Here is a 24,195-nt window from a genome sequence, read left to right as displayed (position 1 = left end):
ATCTTACGGAAAACAGAAAGATGCGGAAGCGGCAGAGAGCTGCGCAGGGAAGATTAGGGAAGACAGAAGCTGACAGAGAGCTGCTGCAGGGAAGAAAAGGCCGGCAGGAGATAAAAACGGCAGTTTTTGCTGATCTGTATTGACTGTGAACCTGCTTGATACTTTAGAATGAACGTAAAAAGAAGCCTCCCGGGCAGTCAGAGACGAACCGGAGGGGTGCAGGCAGGAGGAAACGGAGATGACAATTAGAGAGCTGGAACAGAAATCGGGGCTGGAAAGGGCGAATATCCGCTTTTATGAGAAGGAAAAACTTCTGAATCCGGTACGGCGTGAAAATGGATACCGGGATTATTCGGAAGAAGATTTACAGACTCTCCGCAGAATCTGCCTGTTTCGGCGTCTGCAGTTTTCCCTGGAAGAGATCCGTTCTCTGCAGGAAGGGAAAGAGGAGCTTTCGGAAGCTCTGGCGATACAGCTTCAAAGGCTGGAGAGGAGAGAATGGGAGACGGAACGCGCCAGAGAGGTGTGCCGCTCCATGCGGCGGGACAGGGCAGAATTTGAGGGGCTGGACGCGGAAAAATATCTGGCTCAGCTGGAGAAGCCTCTGCGGCAGACAGATGTGGAAGTCCGGAGTTCTGACCATCCGGAGGGGAAAAGCGCGCTGCGGGATATGAGACGGGAGACAGACCGCCTGCCCAGGCTTCGGGCGCCCTGGCGGAGATATTGGGCCCGCATGCTGGACTGGAACCTTTACAGTCTGCTGTGGACTGCTTTCCTTGTCTTTGTTCTGAAAGTCAATCTGTTCAGAACAGAATTACTTCTGACTGTTCTGGGGAATGCGGCGCCTCTTGGCCTGATGCTGTTTCTGGAGCCGGCATTCCTGCGGGGATTCGGGACGACGCCGGGAAAAGCCATTCTGGGATTCCGGCTGGAGCATGAGGATGGAAGAAAGCTTACGTATCTGGAAGGACTGAGCCGTACCTGGCAGGTGGCGCTGTGGGGCATGGGGCTTGGAATTCCCATCTACTCTCTGTACCGCTATTTTAAGAGCTACGGAACCTGTATGAGCGGAGAGCTTCTGAAGTGGGAAGGGCTGGGAGAAGCGGAGCTTACGCTGAAGGATACGAGGGGCCGGAGGACGGTTCTGTATGTGATGGCGGCTCTTCTGATACTGGCGGCAGATATCGGCCTGTGTTTTGTTCTTCCTGCCCCTCCCAACCGGGGAGAGATTACCGTGGAAGAGTTTGCGGAAAACTATAACTTTTACGCGGAATATTATCAGAATGATTTCTGGAACAAAAAACTGAACGAAGAAGGGGAATGGGCAGATGCCTCGACGGATATTGTGTACCAGTTCCCGGCTTCTTTCCGATGGCCGGATTTTATCTTCGAAGAAGAAGACGGAGTTCTGACCGGAGTAACGGTCCGGGTGGAATTGGAAGGCGGCGGAGAGCTGATGGACTCGTTTCAGATGCAGGAGCAGATTGCGGCCCTGGCCTTTGCGGGGGCTTCAAGAAACGCGCCTCTGTCTGTATGGACAGCTGTGAGGCTGGGAAACAGGCTGGCTGTGCAGGAGAACGGAAGCCTTTCTTTCAAGGAGGCAGGAACAGAGTTTTATCTTCATACAGAGATGAAGAATTACAGTCAGTGGTCTTCGGAGTATCTCATGGGCAGCTCAGAGGACGCCTATTATCTGAGAGAATTTTCCATGAGGAAGCAGGCAGCAGCGGGAGGATGAAATTTGGAAGCATTTTTTGAATGGGAAGAACAGTTTCTGATGTTTCTGCAGAACAGTGTGCGCGGTCCTGTTCTGGATACCATCATGCAGTTTATTACTTCTCTGGGTGACGGAGGCTTTCTGGCGATTCTGACCTGCCTGGTACTGCTTCTCGTTCCCCGCTGGCGGAAGGTGGGACTTACGGCTTCTCTTTCTCTGGCCCTGGATTATGTTTTCCTGAATCTTATTCTGAAAAATGTGGTGGCCCGTGTGCGTCCTTATGTGTTGCTGGAAGGACTTCAACTGATCACAAGGGAGTCCTCGGACTATTCGTTTCCTTCCGGACATACCGGAAGTGCGTTTGCAGTGGCGAGCGTACTGTTTCTGTGCATGTCCCCGAAGGCAGGAATTCCCGCTATGATCCTGGCGGCGCTGATTGCGTTTTCCAGGCTGTATCTGGGCGCGCATTTTCCGACGGATGTGATGGGAGGCGCAATTATCGGCTGTCTGACAGGCGTTATAGCGTGGAAGCTTGTCTGGAAAAGAAAAACGGGAACTGTCAGGTAATAAAAGAAAGGGTCTGCGGTCCGGCCGTATTTTTTGGCCGGGCCGCAAACCCTGTTCTCTTTTTATTTCACTTTTGCCTCCAGCTTATCGTCAGCCACATCGATGACGATGGTCTCGCCGGTAGAGATGTCTCCGGCCAGAATCAGCTTGGCAGCCAGTGTTTCCACATATTTCTGCATATACCGCTTCAGCGGCCGCGCGCCGTATACCGGGTCAAAGCCGTGGTCTGCGATATAAGTCTTCGCGCTGGTGGTGAGCTCAATCTGAAGCTCACGTTCTGCCAGACGGCCGTTCAGCTCTGCCAGCAGCAGGTCGATGATAGAGGTAATATTGCTCTTGGTCAGCGGCTTGAAGAGAATGGTCTCATCCAGCCGGTTCAGGAACTCCGGACGGAAATGATTCCGAAGGTCGTTCATAACCAGCTCCTGGGCCTGGGGCGTGATATTGCCGTCTGCGTCGATGCCGTCCAGCAGGTAGGAGGAACCGATGTTGGAAGTCATGATCAGGATTGTGTTCTTAAAATCCACGGTCCGCCCCTGGGAATCGGTGATCCGGCCGTCGTCCAGCACCTGGAGCAGCACATTGAATACGTCCGGGTGGGCCTTTTCAATCTCATCAAACAGTACGACGGAGTAAGGCTTTCTGCGGACAGCTTCCGTCAGCTGGCCGCCCTCCTCGTAGCCCACATATCCGGGCGGCGCTCCGATCAGCCTTGATACGGAGTATTTCTCCATGTATTCGCTCATATCGATCCGCACCATATTCTGTTCGTCGTCAAACAGGCTGGCCGCCAGCGCCTTCGCAAGTTCCGTCTTGCCCACGCCGGTGGGTCCCAGGAACAGGAAGGAACCAATGGGCTTGGTCGGGTCCTTGATGCCGGCCTTGGAACGGATGATGGCCTCGGAAACAAGAGTTACCGCCTCATCCTGGCCGATGACCCGTTTATGGAGCTCGTCGTCCAGGTGGAGCGTCTTGTTCCGCTCGCTCTCGGTCAGCTTCGCCACCGGAATACCGGTCCAGCGGGAGACAATGCGGGCGATCTCGTCCTCTGTGACGGCCTCATGCACCAGAGACAGATCTTCTTTGCTGATGGCCTCTTCTTCCTGTGCCAGCTCCTTCTGCAGCTGGGGCAGGCGGCCGTACTGCAGCTCGGCGGCCTTATTCAGGTCGTAATTTTGCTGGGCGGTCTGAATCTGTTTGTTGATGTCTTCGATTTCCTCACGCAGCTTCTGCAGACGCTCCACAGAGGTCTTTTCGTTGTCCCACTGAGCTTTCTTTGCGTTGAATTCGTCGCGCAGATCAGCCAGTTCTCTCTGCAGATGCTCCAGACGCTCCTGGCTTAAGTGGTCGGTCTCTTTCTTCAGGGCAGCTTCCTCAATTTCCAGCTGCATGATTTTCCGTCTCAACTCATCCAGTTCTGTGGGCATGGAATCCAGCTCCGTCTTAATCAGTGCGCAGGCCTCATCCACCAGGTCGATGGCTTTGTCCGGCAGGAACCGGTCGGAGATGTAACGGTGGGAGAGGGTAGCGGCAGCGACCAGGGCCGCGTCCGTAATCTTCACGCCGTGGAAGACCTCGTAGCGTTCCTTCAGACCACGGAGAATGGAAATGGTATCCTCCACCGTCGGCTCGTCAACCATGACAGGCTGGAACCGGCGCTCCAGGGCCGCGTCCTTTTCGATATACTGGCGGTACTCATCCAGCGTGGTGGCGCCGATGCAGTGGAGCTCGCCCCTTGCAAGCATGGGTTTGAGCATGTTTCCCGCATCCATGGCTCCATCCGTCTTGCCTGCGCCCACGATCAGGTGCAGCTCATCGATGAACAGAATGATCTGTCCCTCGCTCTTGCGGACTTCCTCCAGCACGGCTTTGAGACGTTCTTCAAATTCGCCCCGGTATTTGGCTCCGGCCACCAGAGCGCCCATATCCAGGGAGAAAATCTTCTTATCCTTCAGGCCTTCCGGCACGTCGCCCCGGACAATCCGCTGGGCCAGTCCTTCTACCACAGCCGTTTTGCCGACGCCGGGCTCACCGATGAGCACCGGATTGTTTTTTGTCTTACGGGACAGAATCCGGATCACATTGCGGATCTCGGAATCACGTCCGATGACCGGATCGAGCTTCTGTTCTCTGGCCCGCTCCACCAAATCGGAACCGTACTTATTCAAAGTGTCATACGTGGCTTCCGGGTTATCTGTGGTTACCCGCTGGTTGCCCCGGACTGTGGACAGCGCCTGTAAAAACTTATCCTTTGTAATGCCGTATTCCCGGAACAGCTCTTTGATAGAGGGGCTGGGGTCATTCAGCATGGAGAGAAAGAGATGCTCCACAGAGACATACTCATCCCCCATGTGTTTTGCCACATCCTCGGCGTTTACCAGTACCTTATTTAAGTACTGGCCCACGTAAGGCTGGCCGCCTGATACCTTTACTCTCTTATTTAAAGCCTGTTCCACTCCGTTCATGAACAGATTCTGATCGATGCCCATCTTGGCGATTAACTTCAGAATCAGGCTGTCTTCCTGACGGAGCAGGCTCATCAGAAGGTGTTCCTGTTCGATTTCCTGGTTGCCGTACTCGTATGCCAGCTTTTCCAGGTCATTTACTGCCTGAATTGACTTCTGCGTAAATTTACTGATATTCATAAATCTGACTCCTTTCCTTATATAATATATAGCGTATATAGCATGTCTCCGGTTCGAAAACATGACTGGAAATCCTGTCTCAAACCTGTTTCGGAAAACTGCGGAGACATCAAAAGAAGACCCGTTACCGGATAGTTTCCTATCTGATAAAGGGCCTTATTCTTTCTAATTTAGGGTATACCACCATTATTTTAAAAATGCAAGTATTTTTTTCTAAAAATAAAATGAAAAATATAAACAAAGGATGAAATATAAAAAAATTGAGAAACAGGGTTGACAAAAGGAAGTCATAGTGATATTTTAATGTTAGCACTCAGAGGGGCCGAGTGCTAATAGAGAAAACCAGATGGAAAAGAAGGTGAAGCGGCGGTATGGAACTGGATGAGAGAAAACAGAAAATTTTATACGCTATCATCCGTACTTATATGGAGACGGGAGAGCCGGTAGGTTCCCGGACGATTTCCAAGTATTCAGACCTGAATCTGAGTTCTGCCACGATTCGCAATGAGATGTCTGATCTGGAGGAGATGGGATACATTATCCAGCCGCATACTTCAGCCGGAAGAATTCCTTCTGATAAAGGGTACCGCCTGTATGTGGATCATATTCTGGAGAGCAAGGATCAGGAGGTCCAGGAATTCAAAGATCTGATGCTGGAGCGTACCGACAAGCTGGAGCAGATGCTTCAGCAGGTGGTGAAGGTCCTGGCGGCGAACACAAATTACGCGACGCTTGTATCCGCTCCGGCCCTGAAGGGAAATAAGCTGAAATTTATACAGCTTTCCAAGGTGAACTCCACACAGATTCTCGCCGTTATTATGATAGATGGGAATCTTGTAAGAAACAAGATCATTGATGTGACGGAAGAACTGGATCAGGAGACCGTGCTGAAGCTCAACATTCTGCTGAACAGCGTGCTGAACGGCCTTTCGATAGAAGAGATCAATTTGGCCATGATTCAGAGCCTGAAGCAGCAGGCGGGCATTCACAGCGAGCTGATAGCCAGCGTCATCGACGCGGTAGCGGAAGTGATTCATTCGGAAGATGAGGTGAAGATTTATACCTCGGGCGCCACGAACATATTCCGGTATCCGGAACTTTCCGATAAGGGAAAGGCCAGCGAAATCATCAGTACCTTTGAAGAGAAGCAGGAGCTGACCGACCTGGTGAATCAGACTCTGGAAAACAGCGACAACAAAGGCATCCAGGTGTACATCGGACAGGAATCACCGATTCAGGCTATGAAAGACTGCAGCGTAGTGACTGCGACCTATGAATTAGGCGAAGGACTTCAGGGAACGATCGGTATCATAGGTCCGAAGCGAATGGATTATGAGAACGTTCTGAAGACGCTGAAGACACTGACCGAGCAGCTGGATGAAATATATAACAACAAAAAGAAGGGATAGAAAGGGGTAACGACCCGTGGAAAAAGAAATGAAACAGGAAGAGCTCCGGGAGGAAAAGCCGGAGGCTGAAAAAACTTCGGAGGACCGGGAGACGGCAGAACAGGAAGAAGCCGTGAAGACGGAGGAAGTATCCGGAGAGCAGGAAACAGAAGGCGGAGCGACTTCCGAAGAGGCTGCCCCAGAGGAACAGCCGGAGGAAGCCAGTGAGGAGCCTGAAAAAATGAAGAAGAAAAAGAAAAAAGAGAAATGGGAAGAACGGATCGAAGAGCTGGAGGACCGTGTAAAGCGGCAGATGGCTGAATTCGATAACTTCCGCAAGCGCACCGAAAAGGAAAAATCCCATATGTATGAAGTGGGAGCGAAAGATGTGATTGAGAAAATCCTTCCGGTGGTAGATAACTTTGAGCGCGGCCTGGCATCCGTGCCGGAGGATCAGAAATCTGATCCGGTGATTGACGGGATGGAAAAGGTATACCGCCAGCTGATGACGATTCTGACGGACCTGGGCGTGACGCCCATTGAAGCCGTTGGTGAGGAGTTCGACCCGAATTACCACAATGCAGTGATGCATGTGGAGGATGAGGAGCTCGGTGAAAATGTGGTAGCCGAGGAATTCCAGAAGGGCTATATGTACAGGGATACGGTCATCCGCCACAGTATGGTAAAGGTGGCCAATTAAAAGAAGGCAGTGAGTGAAAGCTCATTTCCATATAGATAAATTCATGAAATTAGGTTTATACACAGAAAATAAATGAGGAGGTCTCTATTATGAGCAAAATTATTGGTATCGACTTGGGAACAACGAACAGCTGCGTAGCAGTAATGGAAGGCGGTAAACCAGTGGTTATCGCCAATACAGAAGGCGCGAGAACTACACCGTCTGTAGTAGCCTTCACGAAGACAGGAGAAAGACTGGTAGGAGAGCCTGCAAAGCGTCAGGCGGTTACAAACTCTGAAAAGACCATTTCTTCCATTAAGAGAGAGATGGGAACCAACTATAAAGTAACCATTGACGGAAAGCAGTACACTCCCCAGGAGATTTCCGCAATGATTCTGCAGAAGCTGAAAAGCGACGCAGAGAACTATCTGGGTGAAAAAGTGACGGAAGCGGTTATCACCGTACCGGCGTACTTCAATGACGCGCAGAGACAGGCAACCAAGGATGCCGGAAAGATCGCGGGCCTGGATGTAAAGCGTATCATCAATGAGCCGACAGCGGCAGCTCTGGCTTATGGTCTTGACAATGAGAAAGAGCAGAAGATTATGGTATACGACCTGGGCGGCGGTACTTTCGATGTATCTATCATCGAGATCGGCGACGGCGTCATCGAGGTTCTGGCTACCGCAGGAAATAACCGTCTGGGCGGCGATGACTTCGATAAGAAGATTGTGGATTACATGCTGGCAGAGTTCAAGCGCACCGAGGGTGTGGATCTGTCCACAGACAAGATGGCAATGCAGAGACTGAAAGAGGCTGCAGAGAAGGCGAAGAAGGAGCTGTCCTCCGCGACGACGACCAACATCAACCTTCCGTTTATCACAGCGACCTCGGAAGGACCGAAGCATTTTGATATGAACCTGACAAGAGCGAAATTTGATGAGCTGACCCATGATCTGGTTGAAAAGACCGCAGAGCCTGTACAGGCAGCTTTGAAGGATGCGGGCATCACAGCCGCAGATCTGGGAAAGGTACTGCTGGTAGGCGGTTCCACACGTATTCCGGCTGTACAGGATAAGGTAAAACAGCTGACCGGCCATGAGCCCAGCAAGTCTCTGAACCCGGATGAGTGCGTTGCGATCGGCGCTTCTATCCAGGGCGGCAAGCTGGCAGGCGACGCAGGCGCAGGCGACATCCTTCTGCTGGATGTAACTCCGCTGTCACTGTCCATCGAGACACAGGGAGGTATCGCAACCCGCCTGATTGAGCGTAATACAACGATCCCGACCAAGAAGAGCCAGATCTTCTCTACCGCTGCCGACAACCAGACAGCCGTAGATATCAACGTCGTACAGGGTGAGCGTCAGTTCGCGAGAGATAACAAGTCTCTGGGCCAGTTCCGTCTGGATGGAATCCCGCCCGCAAGAAGAGGCGTTCCGCAGATCGAGGTTACCTTCGATATCGACGCGAACGGTATCGTAAATGTATCCGCCAAGGATCTGGGCACCGGCAAGGAGCAGCACATCACGATCACCGCAGGCTCCAACATGTCTGAGAGCGACATCGAGAAGGCCGTAAAGGAAGCGGCTGAGTTCGAGGCACAGGACAAGAAGCGTAAGGAAGGCATCGACGCAAGAAACGACGCAGACTCCATGGTATTCCAGACCGAGAAGGCAATGGAAGAGGTAGGAGCCCAGCTTGACCCGGCTGACAAGTCCGCTGTGGAAGCAGAGCTCAGTTCTCTGAAGGCAGTCCTTGACAGAACCAAGGATCAGCCGGAGATGTCCGACGCGGATATCGATGAGCTGAAAGCCGGCAAGGAAAGACTGATGAACGCGGCTCAGAAGGTATTTGAGAAGGTTTACCAGCAGGCGCAGGCGGCGCAGGGAGCTGCCGGCCAGGCAGGACCGGGACCGGATCAGAACGCAGGCGGCGCAGGCTCTGCGGATGATGTGGTTGACGGAGATTACCGCGAGGTGTAAAATAAAGAAATCGTGTGAAATTTCAGAGAGTTATGTTGTTTCACACAGATTCAGGTGTATAATGAATATCCAGGGAAAATGAATCAGAGTATCTGAGGGCTTTCCCTGGGTATTTGCGTGACTAGTAACAAAGAAGAGGAAGTTGAAGGAATGGCAGAGCAGAAAAGAGATTACTACGAGGTTCTGGGCGTAGATAAAAATGCAGATGACGCTGCGATCAAAAAGGCATACCGCCAGCTGGCAAAAAAATATCATCCGGACATGAACCCCGGCGACAAGGAAGCGGAGGCGAAATTTAAAGAAGCATCCGAGGCTTACGCAGTCTTAAGCGATCCGGAGAAACGCCGCCAGTACGATCAGTTTGGCCATGCGGCATTTGAGGGAGGCGCAGGAGGCAGCGGCTTTGGCGGCTTTGATTTCACCGGAGCGGATATGGGAGATATCTTCGGAGATATCTTTGGTGATCTCTTTGGAGGCGGCCGCAGCAGAAGAGCAAATAACGGCCCCATGCAGGGAGCCAATATCCGTACTCAGGTCCGTATTACCTTTGAGGAGGCTGTATTCGGCTGTGAGAAGGAGCTGGAGCTGACCCTGAAAGATGAGTGTACCAGCTGCCACGGCACGGGAGCGAAGCCGGGCACATCTCCGGTGACCTGTCCCAAGTGCGGAGGCAAGGGGCAGGTGGTCTATACCCAGCAGTCCCTGTTCGGTATGGTGCAGAATGTGCGCACCTGTCCGGACTGTAATGGAACCGGTAAAATCATCAAGGAAAAATGTCCGGACTGTTACGGAACCGGCTATATTGCAAACAAAAAGAAAATTTCCGTATCTATCCCCGCAGGCGTGGACAACGGACAGAGCGTCCGCTTAAGAGGCAAGGGAGAACCAGGAGTGAACGGAGGCCCCAGAGGCGATTTGCTGGTAGAGGTCATTGTAGCCCGCCATCCGATTTTCCAGCGCCAGGATATGAATATCTATTCTACAGCTCCCATCAGCTTTGTGACGGCTGCTTTGGGCGGTACTGTGCGCATCAAGACCGTGGACGGCGAGGTAGAGTACGATGTGAAGCCAGGCACCCAGACCGACACCCGTGTCCGTCTGAAAGGCAAGGGCGTGCCCTCTGTCCGCAATAAAAATGTGCGCGGCGATCATTATGTGACCCTGGTGGTACAGGTGCCGACAGACCTGAACAGAGAAGCAAAAGAGGCTCTCAGAGCCTATGACGAAGCGGTCAATGGCACGGGTCCGAAGGGCGGCGGAAAGTCAGGAAAGGGCAAAAAGAATTTTTTTGATAAGGTAAAAGAAGCGCTGGATGAATAAAGCGCAGAAGCCGGAAAACAAATTGGAATATGACAGAACCGGAAAAGCCGGGAAGTATGGAAATGAAGTCTGTACTCCCCGGCTTTTGATTATTCTTGACGTGTCCGTGGAAATTACGTATGCTATAAGAAACGCCATATGTTTATGACAGGCAGATGGAGGACAAAGCATCCGGCAGACGGAAAAACAGCGCCGGAAGAAGGAGAACGAGAATGGAACAGACAGAACGGCTGCTGCGCGTGCGCGCTTATCTGGAAGAAAAGGGCTGGGAATATGAATATCATGAGGAGGATGGCTGCGGAAGCGTGGATTTTTCCTATCGGGGCGTCCCCTACCATATCTGGGAATTTGAAGAGGATGGCGAATGGGGCGTGGAGATGAATCTGCAGCACGGGGGCCGGCAGGAGGAAGTGCTGGGGGACTATGAGACGAAGCTGATAGAGATGATGGACAGCTGGCAATAACGGGAGAAACGACATGGATTACAAAACAGAGTTAAAGCCTCCGGTGGAGGCGCGTTACCGGGAGGAACTGGAGGCTCTGCAGGCGCTGGATACAGACCGGAAGCCTCTGAACTGGAAGCTGTCGCCGAAGGCAGTGCGCACCTTTATTCTGGGAAGCAGGGAGCCGCTTTTCTGGAACGGGCGGGAAATAAGAATACGGAAAAAATATCTGGGCAACGACGCTCTGGTGGAGCGGTGCATTATCACGCTGGCGGGAAGCCGGGGCCTGATGCTGGTGGGAGAGCCGGGAACGGCAAAGACCATGCTGTCAGAGCTTTTATCCGCGGCTATCAGCGGCACCAGCATGAATACGATTCAGGGCACGGCGGGCACCACAGAGGACATGATCAAATACAGCTGGAACTATGCGCTTCTGCTGGCGAAGGGACCCTCCCGGGAGGCTCTGGTGCCGTCGCCTCTGTATGTGGGCATGGAGCAGGGAATTCTGACCCGTTTTGAGGAGATTACCAGAACGCCTGCGGAGATTCAGGACAGTCTGATCAGTGTCTTAAGCGATAAGGTTCTGAACGTGCCGGAGCTGGGGGAGGAGGGGCTTCTTTTCGCCAAAGCCGGCTTTAACGTGATAGGTACAGCCAATACCAGGGATAAGGGCGTCAATGAGATGAGCAGCGCCCTGAAACGCCGCTTTAATTTTGAGACCGTGATGCCGGTCCGGGATGTGACCCTGGAAAAGCAGATCATTTTAAATGAGGTGGAAGAGCTGGCCCGGGAGAATCAGATTGAGATGGAGCCGGATGAGGATGTGGCGGAAATTCTGGCTTCCACCTATCATGAGCTGCGGGAAGGCGTTTCTTCCATGGGACACCGGATTGACAGGCCTTCGGTAGTCATGAGCACGGCGGAAGCGGTGTCGGTCTATTACCAGACCATGCTGACAGCTTATTATTACGGGGATTCCCGGATGGATATGGGCTGCCTGGTCCAGAACCTGGTGGGAGCCGTACAGAAGGAAAATGGCGATGATCTGGAGAAGCTCCGGGGTTATTTTGAGACGGTGATCCGGGACAAGGGAGGAAAAGAGGGCGGCTTATGGAGCAGCTACTATGCGGCCAGGAAATACCTGAGATAGAGAACGTCATTGCTCCGGGGACGGAGTACGATCTGACCGGAGGAGTGCTGTATTTCCCAGTGCGCCACCACAGTCCGGTCTGTTCTTTTCACCTGCAGAAGGCCATAAAGGCTTACCGGCCGGACTGCATTCTGATTGAGGGGCCGGAGAACGCGCAGCACCTGATTCCGGTGCTCACCCATGAGGAGACGCAGCCGCCTCTGGCTTTGTATTACGCCTATCAGGATAAGACAGGCCTGATCAGTGAGAAAAAGGAAGATTACAAGTGCTATTATCCGTTTCTGGACTGCTCTCCCGAGCTGACGGCTCTGAAGGAGGTGGATCGGAAGGGGATTCCGGCCCGTTTTATCGATCTGCCTTATATGGAGATCCTGGCGGGGACTGCCAGGAACAAAGGCATCCGGAAGGAAGGAGAGAAGCAGACTTACAATGACGACTATCTTCTGAGCAGAAGCCGGTATTTTGAACTTCTCTGCGAACGGACAGGGGTCCGGGAATTTGAAGAGTTCTGGGAGAAATATTTCGAAATACAGGGGCTTTCTGTGGATACGTCTGTGTTTGTCCATCAGATGCTTCTGTACTGCGGCCTGTCCAGGCTGTATACGCCCCGGGAGGAGCTTGCGGAGGACGGCTGTCTTCTGCGGGAACGGTATATGGCGGAGCAGATCGCCGGGGCTTCCGGGGAGTACAGCAGAGTTCTGGTGGTGACGGGAGGCTTCCATACCTGGGGCCTGGGGCAGCTGCTGGAGAAAAGAGAGGATGGACCGGGGCTGCGCTTTAAAGGAACTCCGGTCCGGCTTCACAAAATCGATCCGGCTCTGCAGTCTGTCTATCCCATGGCCTATTCCATGGAGGCGGCAGACGCTCTGAACGGCTATGCCAGCGGCATGCAGTCTCCCGGCTTTTATCATCAGGTCTGGAAGCGGCTGGAGGCCGGACTGGAGCCGGAAGAGGTCTATGAGGATACGCTGCTGCATTTTCTGGCGTCGGCGGGAAAGCAGGCAAGGGGAAAAGAGGAGAGCGTATCGGCTTACGATGAGATCTGCGCTTTTTCCATGGCGAAGGGTCTGGCGGCCCTCCGGGGAAAGAAAAGTCCGGGGATCTACGAGCTTCGGGACAGCGCGCTGTCTTCTTTTGTAAAAGGAGAGTACAGCATTTCCACGGACGGAGCTTTGCGGATTCTGGCGGAGCTTACCACCGGAACTCAGACGGGGAAGCTCTGTGCGGACGCCATGCGTCCGCCTCTGCTGGCGGATTTTGAAAAGCAGTGCGGGCAGTTCGGCTTGAAAATCCATTCGACCGCAGAGCAGCAGCTTACGCTGGAGATTTTCGCAAAAGAGAAGCATCTGCGTCTGAGCCGTTTCCTGTATCAGACGAAATTTCTGGGCTGCGGCTTTGCCAGATGAAGAAAGGGATCTGATCTGACCGGCAGGAGGGACAGAAACCGGGTCCGGGAGCTGTGGTCTTACAAATGGTCGGCCCAGGTGACGGCGGCGCTTATCGATGCTTCCGTGGCCGGAGGAACCGTGGAGGAAGCCGTGCGGACTCTGCTGCGCAGAAGGTTTGCGGAAAGCACAGGCTGCCGGGAGGCGGCAGAGCTTCTGACAGAGAGCTTTCTGATGGGACTTTTGGATGAGCAGGACCAGATGGGAGAGCATCTTCAGAAGGTGCTGGCGGAGGACGGGGACTTCTTTTCCTTAAGCGGTGGATTTTCCCAGCTGGTCATGCTTACGGAGCTTCAGGATCTGTACCGGGTCCGGGGCAATCTGCAGCTGGAGGATATGATCCGGACCTGTTTCCGGAAAATCATTCAGCTTCTGCCTTTCATGGGGCAGACCGGGGAGGACAGGCGGCAGGAATGTATGGAGAGCCTGCGGACGCTGTACCAGACCTCCGGGAAGCGTTCCTGCGCGGAGATGCGGCCGGTGTTTCTGGAAGCTCTGGAGCGTATGCTGGAGCGCAGCCCCTTAAATCCCGCTGTGGAGGGAGCGGCCCTGGGAATTCTCTACGGCTGCGGGGCGGACAGAGGAGCGCAGATAAGCGCCGCTGCCCGGGGATATATGCAGGGAACAGAAGAAACCCGGGCGAAAAGCGCCGCTTTCCTGCGGGGACTGTTTTTTACAGCCCGTGATTTTGTGCTGGTAAGCCCTGACTTTCTGAAGCTTATCGACGGGCTTTTGGAAAGCCTTTCCACAGAGGAGTTTCTGCGTCTCCTTCCGGAGCTTCGTCTGGCCTTTGGTTATTTTACGCCGCTGGAGACGGATCGGATTGCTTCGAAGGCCGCGGCTCTCCATGGGAAGAAGGCGGCGGATCTGCTGGAAGGAAAGGCGTCTCCGGAGGAATACGCCTATGGAGAGACGCTGGACAGCTATGCCCGGAAGCAGACAAAAAACGGACCGGCAGTGTCCAAACCGGAAGAATAGAGGGGTAAAACAGGATGAGAGAGACGGAGATTCTGAACCGGTGGAGGCTGATATTGGGAAAAAACGCGAAGGATCAGCTTTCCTTTGGAAATGACGGGACCCTGGAAAATGGGATTTCCTGCTTTGATCTGGAGGATGCCCTGGATTTTCTTTACTCCCGGGAGGCAGGAGAGGACGTGCGCCGGGAGGGCGGCACAGAAGCCAGCCGCCTGACAGCCGCCACCTGGATCACAAAGATCCGGCGCCTGTTTCCTAGAGAGACTGTGGAGATTCTGGAACGGCATGCCCTGGAGCGGTATCAGATAAAGGAGCTTCTGACGGATAAGGAGGTTCTGGAGAAGCTGGAACCCAATCAGGAGCTTCTGAAAACGATTTTGCAGCTGAAACATCTGATGAAGGGCGAGGTCCTGGATACGGCCCGGCGGATTGTGCGGAAGGTGGCGGAGGAGATTGCGGAAAAACTTAAGAAAGAGATCCGCCGTTCTCTTCTGGGCACCCTGGACCGGAACAGTCCGAGTCCGGTGAAATCCATCCGGAATCTGGACGTCAAAAAGACGATCCGAAGGAACCTGCAGCATTATGACCCGGAGCAGAAGCGCCTTTCCCTGGAACAGGTCTATTTCAGCAGCCGTACCCGGAAATACAGCCAGTGGAGAGTGGTGATCGCTGTGGACGAAAGCGGCTCCATGCTGGATTCTGTCATTCACAGCGCCGTGATGGCCGGAATCTTCGCGAAGCTTCCCATGCTGGATACAAGACTTGTGATTTTTGACACGCAGGTGGTGGATTTGAGCGCCCATCTGGATGATCCGGTGGAAACGCTGATGAGTATTCAGCTGGGCGGGGGTACCTATATCGCAGGCGCTCTGCGGTACTGCGAGTCCCTGATTGAAGATCCCCGCAGGACCATGGTGGTCCTGGTATCGGATCTCTGTGAGGGCGGAAGCCTTTCCGGTCTTCTGTCTGTGAGCAGGGGAATCATGGAGAGCGGCGCCAGGCTGATCTGCCTGACAGCCCTGGATATGGAGGCAAATCCGGCCTATGACAGGAGGATGGCAGAACAGCTGGCGGAGCTGGGAGCCTTTGTGGGAGCCATGACGCCGGAAGCTCTGGGCGATTTTATGGGAAAGGTCATGCAGTAAAATGCAGGGAGACCGGAAAAGAGACAGGATAAAACAGGCGGCAGGGGAGAAAGATGGAAGAACTGAAGAAGCTGCTGGCACAGACGGACGAGGAATATCTGATCGGTCTGTCAAACAAAGGAACCGTAAAAAGAGCATATAAGGATCTGGAACAGGAGTCCCCTTCTGTGGTCTGGGAAGGAGAGGAAGCGGAGGTCGCTTTAAAAGAGGCAGTCTGCAGGATTCGGGCCCCGCTGGGGGACAGCACCTGCAGCTGCCCTTCCCGAAGTGTCTGCCGCCATCTGATTACCGCGGTCCTGTATCTGAAAAAAGAATTGGAGAAAAGCGCTCTGTCCTGCGGGGAAGAAGCGGGGACTGAGGCAGAGCAAAAGGCAGAAGCAGGCGCAAAAGCAGAAAAGCAGAGTCCCGGAGCGCTGCTTCCGGAGCTGGAGCAGGAGCTTCTTTCCATTCCTGCCGGCAGGCTGAGACAGGCCTGCAAAACGAGGGGATACCGGGAATTCCTGCTTCACATGGACCAGGGAGAGCTCCCGAAACTGGAACCAGGGGCATCGGGAAGCCTTCTGACAGTTCGTTTTCCATGGAATCAGATGGTGGTGAAGCTTTTAAGCCCCCTGGAGCATTCCACCTGCAGCTGCCACAGCCGGGAACTGTGCGTACACAAGGCCCAGGCAGTTCTGGCATTTCAACTGCAGAAGGGGACGCTTACGCGGAAGCAGTTGGAAGACGGAAGGAAAGAAGCCGGGGAATGGGATCTGGAAGAGCTTTCCCAGGCCGCAGGCGCCATGAAGGCGGGGCTCTCTCTCCAGCTGCTGACAGGTCTTTCCCGTCTGTCTCCGGAGGCTGAGGAGAGCATGGAGCGTCTGGCTGTCATCAGCCATGGGGCCGGTCTTCCGGATTTTGAGACGGTCTTCCGGAGCGCCGCTTCCGAGTACAGACAGTACTTTCAGCGGTCGGGAGCCTTCCGCACGGAGAGCCTTCTTGCCAGGCTTCTGGGTCTGTATGCCCGGGCTGTTGCGCTGGAGCAGATGAAAGAGCCGGAAAAGCTCCGTGCGCTGGCCGGTACCTTCCGGGACACCTATGCGCCGGTACCCCGTCTTCATCTGACAGCCATAGGGGGAAGAAGCTTTCAGAGCAAGACAGGATACGCGGGAGAGCGCTATTATTTTCTGGAGACAGAGCAGAAACGATGGTATACCTGGACCGATGTGCGTCCTGTCTTTTATGAGGGAATCCGCCGGCGCCCGGCGGGAAATTATGAGCAGGAGCAGGCGCCCTGGGGGATGAACTGCAGCCGGGCAGATATGATGGAGCTGGAATTTTATCTGGACCAGGCGAAGGCTGCGGAGGACGGAAGACTGTCTGTGAGCCGGGAGACGAAAAGCGAGATTGCCGGACAGAGAAATCTGGCCCGGGAAGAGATTCGTGAAATGGTGGTATGGGATTACCGGGAGCTTCTTCCCATGCTGGAAGGGCAGGAGCGCAGATCCCGGAAGGCAGAAGGACGGGAGCCTCTGGTTCTGGCCGGGGCGGTGCGCTGCGGTGAAGGACGTTTTGACTCGGTAAAGCAGCGGTTTGCCATGGATATTTATGACAGGTACGGGAGAAGAATCTCCGTGGCCGTGAATTATTCGAAAGAGGAAAAGCTGACGATTCAGGCGCTGGAGCGGCTGAGCGCAAGACTGGCCGGGCAGCAGGGAAAGGAACAGAAGGAAAAAGGCTGGCAGGAGAAAGCGCACACGCTGGTATTTTTCGGGATTCCTTATCTGGAGGGCGGCAGTCTCTGCCTGTATCCCATAGAATATTTTGAAGGGAAAAGGTTTGGAGCGGTTCCGGAGATTTCAGATCAGGAAGGAACGCCGCGTGTGCAGGAAAAAGAAAACCTGCCGGCAGAAGGAACAGTCAAAGCCCTGGAGCAGCTTCTTCTGGAGATGCGTCAGACGCTGGGAGATCTGTTTCAGAGCGGTCTTGATTCGGTCCAGGAGGAGAGCATGTCCCAGCTTCGCAGACTGGAGAGGGAGAGCGAGGAGATGGGGCTTCACGGCGGCAGTGAGGAATTGTCCCGGATTCGAACGGCCCTGGAGCAAAAAGCGCATCAGATGGAATTTGATCCGGAGCCGGTGATTCTGGCCTGGGGACGGCTGATGGAATATCTGGGCGCCTGCCTGGAGAAAACATCTTTTGATCAGGCTCTGATCCGGATGGAAGATACATAGGAATGGAGAACATTTTCAGACACTGAATTATGAACTGAGAGCATGGGAGTAAAAATAGACAAATAAGAGTGGGGAGGTACACGTCATGAATCTGAGTGAGGAGAGAAATTATCAAAAGCTTCTGGATACCCTGGAAGCGCTGGGGCTGACGGAAAAGAACCGGAAGCTGGCGGAGACTTATTTTGCCCAGGGTACGGGGGAACAGCCAGAGCTTTTAAAGAAGGCGGAGCTTCAGGACTTTTCCGGTCTGGCGCCGGAGAAAAAGAAGAAAAGCATCGATTACGTGGAGCATCTGAAAAAGCGGAAGAAGACGGAAGAACTGGCCCGGTACGTACACTTTGCGGCAGCTGTGGGCGGTTCTACAGCCAGTTATCTTCTGAGTCAGTACAACTGGGATTTAAAAGATGTGCTGCCATATCTGTCACCCGAACAGGAGGCGGCCATTCTGGCAGAGGGGATTGCCTGGAACCAGTACGCGCTGTCCTGGGCGAATGTCAAAGGGCTCTGCGGTCTGGCAAAGAAGGATCTGAAGATCGTCCGCCGGGCTATGGATCTGTGTACCCATAAGTATGACAATGCCAGGGTACTTCTGGCTGCGGCCTATCTTCATGAAAAGAGAGCTGAAAGAGGAAGCGGAAATCCTGTAAAGAGTATCAGGGATTTCTTTGGAAAAAGTATGTTTGATACGGAAAGCAGTCTGGAAGACAGGAAGGTGGCAGAATTTCTGGAAGCCAATCTGACAGACAGTCTTCCGGGTGTTTTCCAGTCAGGCCAGAAGAGTCCCTCAGAGGAGGAGCTCAAAAAGCTTCAGGATTATATAAAGCAGGGCAGACCCTATGGAGACTTCCCCCAGGAGCTCTCAGACATTCTGAGGGGGAGACAGGCCAGCCAGTATCTGCTCACGCTCCTTTCCGGCTGCGCTTTCCTGTCCTGGAAACATTCTGATGTCTGCCTGTGCTTTCTCCAGATCATGGCGTATCTGAGTCCGGAGTGGACTCTTGATGCCTGCAAAACCATGGCGGAGCCTTCCTGGTTTGAGGCTCAACTGCCGATTCTGGAGCGGATTCTGCCCCTGAAACCGGATGAGTTCATCCGCTGGTATCTGAAAAACAGAATTGCCGCGGGTTTAAAGAGAATGGCAAAGCAGTATCCGGAGTGTATCCGCACGGAAGCGCGGAAAGCGGCTCTGGAGGATTATCAGTTTCTGATGGATCAGGTGAAAGCGGGAAATCCGGCTTTGTATGAGCAGATGAAAAATGCTTATTCCGGGGAAGTGCAGGGAAAGCTGGCAGAGGAGCTTACGGGAAGATTTACAGTGGGAAGGGATCAGGCGAAGCAGTATCTGCTGGGGCAGATTTCTCTTTCAGAACTCTATCCGTTTGTAAATGGCTGGAGAGGAATGTCCGGATATTATTACGGAAATCAGCAGAAGCTGGAAATGATGGAAAAGGATGGGGATGAGCTTTGGAGGAGAGCCCTGGTGCTGGAGGCTCTTCAGATGAGCGGGGGTTATTTCTGCTATTCTTATCTTCCACGGCTCCGGGGAAATACGGCAGTTGATGCGGAGACCTATGAAAAGAAGGTGGAGTCTCTGGTCAGGATCTGGGAGGAAGCAGGTCTTCCCATCCAGTATCAGGCAGACGCCATGGAAGGAATTTATTCCGGTTATTATGCAGAGTCGGACAAAAATCAGTTTCTGGACGCGGCGGTCAAGGCTCTGGCGCAGAGACTTCCAAAGCATCGGGAGGAATTCTACACGGCCCTGAAAAACAGCACTTCCGTGGGACGGGATATCTGCTACCGTGTGCTGGATGAGGACTGGCAGCAGGAAAAGGATACGATTCTGGCAGGAGCCATGGACAGCTCCAAGCAGGTAAAAGAGACCCTTGCCCTGATCTGCGCGGAACACCGGGAATGGGAGCCGGACATGAAGAGATTTCTGACTTCCAGAAAATCTCAGGAGAGAGAACTGGCCATCCGCGTCCTGCGCAAATGGGGAGCGGATCAGTACCGGGCAGAGCTTTCGCAGGCGCTGGAGGCGGAGAAGAGCAAAAAGCTGAAAGAACTGCTGCAGAATATTCTCGGCACTTCCTCTTCCGGACAGGAGAGCGGGCAAACGCAGCTGCAGACCACCCGGGAGCTGGCAGCGGAGCTTTTGAAGGGCGGAAAGAAGCGGAAAGCAGCATGGGCCTATGAGACCCCCTTCAGTCCGGTGCATAAAAAGGATGGAAGCCTGGCTTCCGAGGATTATCTGCAGGCGCTCCTTGTGGCTTATGCGGATATGTCCATGCCGGGCATCAATGAAGAGGCTAAGAGGCTGGCCGCAGACCTGAACGAGAAGGAACTTGGCCGGTACATGGGAGAACTCTTTGACAAATGGATGGAAGGCGGAGCGGAAGCAAAGAAAAAATGGGTGCTCTATGCGGCTGCCATCCACGGCGGCGAAGACATAGTCCCCCTTTTCCGGAAGCAGATTCAGGAGTGGCCCCAGCACGCGAGAGGAGCCATGGCAGCGGAAGCCGTCAAAGCTTTGGCCCTGAACGGAAGCTCTGCGGCCCTGCTTCAGGTGGATCAGATTTCAAGAAAGTTCAAATTCCGTCAGGTAAAAGCGGCCGCGGCTCAGGCTCTGGATTCGGCGGCTTCGGCTCTCGGCATCAGCCGGGCCGAGCTGGAAGACCGGATTGTCCCGGATCTGGGCTTTGACGAAAGCCTGGAGAGAATCTTTGATTATGGAGAGAGAAGCTTCCACGTCTATCTGACTCCTGCTTTGGAGCTGGAGATTTTTGATGAGGAAAACAAACGGCTGAAGAATATGCCGGCCCCCGGAAAGCGAGATGACGCGGAAAAGGCGGCGGAGGCCTATGGAGAATTCAAAGCGCTGAAAAAGCAGCTGAAGACGGTGGCTTCCAATCAGAAGGCCCGGCTGGAACAGGCGCTTACGGCGGAACGGCTCTGGAGTGTGGAGCAATGGAAGAAGCTGTTCGTGAAAAATCCGGTGATGCATCAGTTTGCCATCGGTCTTGTCTGGGGCATCTATGAAAACGGAAGCCTGAAGGATACCTTCCGTTATATGGAGGACGGAAGCTTCAACACGAAAGACGAAGAGGAGTATGAATTTCCGGAGGCTGGTATGGTGGGACTGGTTCATCCCATTGAGCTTTCGGGGGAAGATCTGGCGGCCTGGAAGGAACAGCTTTCCGATTATGAGATTGTACAGCCTATCGAGCAGCTGGACCGCCCGGTGTACCGGCTGACAGAGGAAGAAAAAGGAAAGACGGAACTGACCCGCTTCGGAGGAAAAGTGCTGAACGGCCTGTCCCTGTCCGGAAAGCTCCAGGGTATGGGCTGGTACCGGGGATCGGTTCAGGATGGCGGAGTGTACACCACCTTTTACCGGGAGGACGGACAGATCGGCGTGGAGCTCGAATTCTCCGGGAGCTATGTGGGTGATGAAAACGACGAGGTCACGGTTTATGGCGCGTGCTTCTACCGGGCAGGGACGGTGAAGAGGGGAAGCTATGTGTACGATACAATTAAGAAAGAAAACCTCTTCCGGCTGGACGAGGTGAGCTCCCGCTATTTCAGTGAGACAGTGCTGCAGCTGACCCGGGCTCTGGCTTCCAGCCAGGAACAGCTTCCTTATCCGGAATGCCGGGAATAAAAGCCGGTGCGCATTGACAAACACCCGGATTCAACCTATAATATATAGGATTCCGTGCGCTATTTACGGACAGGGTGATAAAAGCGGACCAGGGAAAAGCTTTCTGCGGCTGGCAGCTGACCCGGGTTCCGGCTAAAAGGCGCCTGGAAATACGAGAAGGTCCGCGAAAGAGAGACGGACCCAGGAGGGAACAGATGAAACAGTATGGCGTAAATGAACTTCGCAGAATGTTTTTGGAATTTTTTGAGAGTAAGGGACACCTGGCGATGAAGAGCTTTTCTCTCGTGCCTCACAATGACAAGAGCCTTCTGCTGATCAATTCCGGTATGGCTCCGCTGAAGCCTTATTTTACAGGAGCAGAGATTCCGCCCCGCAGGAGAGTGACTACCTGCCAGAAATGTATCCGTACCGGCGATATTGAAAATGTGGGAAAGACAGCCCGCCACGGCACCTTTTTTGAGATGCTGGGCAATTTCTCCTTCGGAGATTATTTTAAGAGAGAGGCGATTCACTGGACATGGGAATTCCTCACCGAGGTGGTGGGCCTGGATAAAGACCGTCTCTATCCGTCCGTTTATCTGGAGGACGATGAGGCTTTCGATATCTGGAATAAGGAAATCGGTATTCCGGCAGAGCGCATTTTCCGTTTCGGCAAGGAAGACAACTTCTGGGAGCATGGTGCAGGTCCCTGCGGTCCCTGCTCAGAGGTTTACTATGACAGAGGAGAAAAGTATGGCTGCGGAAAGCCCGGCTGTACCGTGGGATGCGACTGCGACCGTTATATGGAAATCTGGAACGACGTATTTACCCAGTTTGAGAACGACGGCCACAATCACTATACCGAGCTGAAGCAGAAAAATATTGATACAGGAATGGGCCTGGAGCGTCTGGCCAGCGTGGTGCAGGACGTAGATTCCATTTTCGATGTGGATACCGTGAGAGCGCTCCGGGACAAGGTCTGTGAGTTCGCTCATACAGAATATAAGACAGATGAGACGAAGGATATTTCCATTCGTCTGATTACCGACCATATCCGTTCCGCGACCTTTATGATTTCCGACGGAATCATGCCGACGAATGAAGGACGCGGCTATGTGCTGCGCCGCCTGATCCGCCGCGCGGCCCGCCACGGACGCCTCCTTGGCATCGAGGGCAAGTTCCTGGCGCGCTTAAGCGAGAGCGTGATCGAGGGGTCCAAGGACGGATACCCGGAACTGGATGAGAAGAGAGCCTTTATCTTTAAGGTTCTTGATCAGGAAGAGGAGAAATTCAATAAGACCATCGATCAGGGATTGAATATCCTGGCAGAGATGGAAGCGGATATGCAGGCAAAGGGAGAGAAGACCCTCTCCGGCGAGAACACCTTCAAGCTGTATGATACCTACGGATTTCCGGTGGATCTGACCAAGGAGATCCTGGAAGAAAAGGGAATGTCCGTGGATGAGGAAGGCTTCAAGGCTGCCATGGAAGAGCAGCGCGTGAAGGCAAGAGAGGCCCGCGCCGTGACAAACTATATGGGTGCGGACGCTACGGTCTACGATGAGATTGATCCGGGCATCACTACAGAATTTGTGGGTTATGACAGGCTGACCGATGAGTCTGAAATCACAGTCCTGACCACAGAGACTGAGGTTGTGGAAGCTCTGACAGACGGCCAGACGGGCACCATTTTCGTAAAAGAGACTCCGTTCTATGCCACCATGGGAGGCCAGCAGGGAGATACCGGTGTGATCAGAAGCGCCGACGGAGAGTTTGAGGTACAGGATACCATCAAGCTGCTGGGCGGCAAGGTGGGCCATGTGGGCCGTGTGACGAAAGGCATGTTTAAAGTAGGAGATCCGGTGACTCTGGAGGTTGCCTCTAAGAAGCATGCTGACACCTGCAAGAATCACAGCGCAACCCACCTGCTTCAGAAAGCCCTGAAGGCTGTGCTGGGCGATCACGTAGAGCAGAAAGGTTCTCTGGTAACTCCGGACCGCCTGCGCTTCGACTTCTCACACTTTGAGGCCATGACGGCAGAGGAGATTGAGAAGGTAGAAAATATTGTAAATCAGGAGATTCAGGCAGCCCTTCCTGTTGTGACAGATATCATGAGCATCGAAGAAGCCAAGAAGACAGGAGCTATGGCTCTCTTTGATGAAAAATATGCGGAGAAGGTACGTGTGGTTTCCATGGGAGACTTCTCCAAGGAGCTCTGCGGAGGAACCCATGTGTCCAACACAGCCCAGATCATGGTCTTCAAGATCGTGTCTGAAGCGGGAATCGCGGCAGGCGTGCGCCGTATTGAAGCCCTGACCGGCGACGGTGTGTTCGCATATTATAAGGAGATTGAGCGGCAGCTTCATCAGGCGGCGAAAACTGCCAAGACCACTCCGGCGGGCCTGAATGAAAAGATCGAGCATCTGCAGGCGGAGATCCGGGAGCTTCACAGCGAGAACGAGTCTCTGAAGAGCAAGATGGCAAAGGACGCCCTGGGCGATGTGATGAACCAGGTGCAGGAGATTGGCGGCGTCAAGGTACTGGCAGCCAGAGTGGACGGCGTGGATATGAACGGTCTGCGTGATCTGGGCGATCAGCTGAAGGAAAAGCTGGGCGAAGGCGTTGTGGTGCTGGCAAGCGCCGTGGACGGCAAGGTAAGCCTGATGGCGACAGCCACAGACGGAGCCCAGAAGAAGGGCGCTCACGCCGGCAACCTGATCAAGGCCATCGCAGGCCTTGTAGGCGGTGGCGGCGGCGGACGGCCGGGCATGGCTCAGGCCGGCGGCAAGAATCCGGACGGCATCGACGCGGCAATCGCGAAGGTAGCCGAGGCAGCTGCGGAGCAGATCAAATAATACGGAATATAAGAACGACAAGAAACGGCGC

13 protein-coding genes and 1 pseudogene are annotated in these 24,195 nt (G+C 53.8%); 13 read left to right on the top strand and 1 reads right to left on the bottom strand.

Annotated elements, in window-relative coordinates; all coding sequences use genetic code 11:
* Positions 1–238: 238 nt before the first annotated feature.
* Both B5E82_RS08125 and B5E82_RS08120 read left to right on the top strand, forming a co-directional pair.
* Positions 239–1,738 carry a MerR family transcriptional regulator gene (locus tag B5E82_RS08125; protein ID WP_087307059.1) on the top strand — a complete coding sequence of 500 codons (1,500 nt, stop codon included), beginning with the start codon at positions 239–241 and terminating at the stop codon, positions 1,736–1,738.
* A gap of 3 nt (positions 1,739–1,741) precedes the next feature.
* Positions 1,742–2,284: a phosphatase PAP2 family protein gene (locus tag B5E82_RS08120; protein ID WP_087307058.1), complete on the top strand. Its 543-nt coding sequence runs from the start codon at positions 1,742–1,744 to the stop codon at positions 2,282–2,284.
* Positions 2,285–2,346: 62 nt separating this feature from the next.
* Here the strand turns inward: B5E82_RS08120 and clpB are convergent, their stop codons facing one another.
* A complete protein-coding gene (clpB, locus tag B5E82_RS08115; RefSeq protein ID WP_087307057.1) occupies positions 2,347–4,929 on the bottom strand; it encodes an ATP-dependent chaperone ClpB in 2,583 nt (860 codons plus the stop codon).
* Positions 4,930–5,300: 371 nt separating this feature from the next.
* Here clpB and hrcA point away from each other — a divergent pair, with 371 nt between their 5' ends.
* The 11 genes and pseudogenes from hrcA (at position 5,301) to alaS (ending at position 24,164) form a co-directional block, all read left to right on the top strand.
* Complete coding sequence (gene hrcA / locus B5E82_RS08110; protein WP_087307056.1) at positions 5,301–6,338, top strand: heat-inducible transcriptional repressor HrcA; 1,038 nt, start codon at positions 5,301–5,303, stop codon at positions 6,336–6,338.
* A gap of 28 nt (positions 6,339–6,366) precedes the next feature.
* Positions 6,367–7,017 carry a nucleotide exchange factor GrpE gene (grpE, locus tag B5E82_RS08105; protein WP_087307101.1) on the top strand — a complete coding sequence of 217 codons (651 nt, stop codon included), beginning with the start codon at positions 6,367–6,369 and terminating at the stop codon, positions 7,015–7,017.
* Between the two features lie 89 nt (positions 7,018–7,106).
* Positions 7,107–8,978, top strand: a complete 1,872-nt coding sequence (dnaK, locus tag B5E82_RS08100) for a molecular chaperone DnaK (RefSeq protein WP_087307055.1) — start codon at positions 7,107–7,109, stop codon at positions 8,976–8,978.
* A 150-nt stretch (positions 8,979–9,128) separates the two neighbouring features.
* A complete protein-coding gene (gene dnaJ, locus B5E82_RS08095) occupies positions 9,129–10,298 on the top strand; it encodes a molecular chaperone DnaJ (protein WP_087307054.1) in 1,170 nt (389 codons plus the stop codon).
* Positions 10,299–10,510: 212 nt separating this feature from the next.
* Positions 10,511–10,762, top strand: coding sequence for a kinase (locus tag B5E82_RS08090; RefSeq protein WP_087307053.1), 252 nt, complete (start codon positions 10,511–10,513; stop codon positions 10,760–10,762).
* A gap of 13 nt (positions 10,763–10,775) precedes the next feature.
* Positions 10,776–11,891, top strand: a complete 1,116-nt coding sequence (locus tag B5E82_RS08085) for an ATP-binding protein (protein ID WP_087307052.1) — start codon at positions 10,776–10,778, stop codon at positions 11,889–11,891.
* A pseudogene (locus B5E82_RS18475) lies at positions 11,852–14,314 on the top strand (DUF5682 family protein). The gene B5E82_RS08085 and the pseudogene B5E82_RS18475 overlap by 40 nt, the downstream one beginning before the upstream one ends.
* Before the next feature lie 14 nt (positions 14,315–14,328).
* Positions 14,329–15,456 carry a VWA domain-containing protein gene (locus tag B5E82_RS08070; RefSeq protein ID WP_087307049.1) on the top strand — a complete coding sequence of 376 codons (1,128 nt, stop codon included), beginning with the start codon at positions 14,329–14,331 and terminating at the stop codon, positions 15,454–15,456.
* A 53-nt stretch (positions 15,457–15,509) separates the two neighbouring features.
* Entirely contained in the window at positions 15,510–17,669 is a 2,160-nt protein-coding gene (locus tag B5E82_RS08065) for an SWIM zinc finger family protein (RefSeq protein ID WP_087307048.1), read from the top strand.
* An 85-nt stretch (positions 17,670–17,754) separates the two neighbouring features.
* A complete protein-coding gene (locus B5E82_RS08060) occupies positions 17,755–21,330 on the top strand; it encodes a DUF4132 domain-containing protein (RefSeq protein ID WP_087307047.1) in 3,576 nt (1,191 codons plus the stop codon).
* Between the two features lie 194 nt (positions 21,331–21,524).
* Entirely contained in the window at positions 21,525–24,164 is a 2,640-nt protein-coding gene (alaS, locus tag B5E82_RS08055) for an alanine--tRNA ligase (RefSeq protein ID WP_087307046.1), read from the top strand.
* Positions 24,165–24,195 lie beyond the last annotated feature (31 nt).

Origin of the sequence: Lachnoclostridium sp. An138, from assembly GCF_002160765.1 — a bacterium.
GTDB lineage: Bacteria > Bacillota > Clostridia > Lachnospirales > Lachnospiraceae > Laedolimicola > Laedolimicola faecalis.
This window is presented reverse-complemented; position numbering and strand designations above follow the sequence as displayed.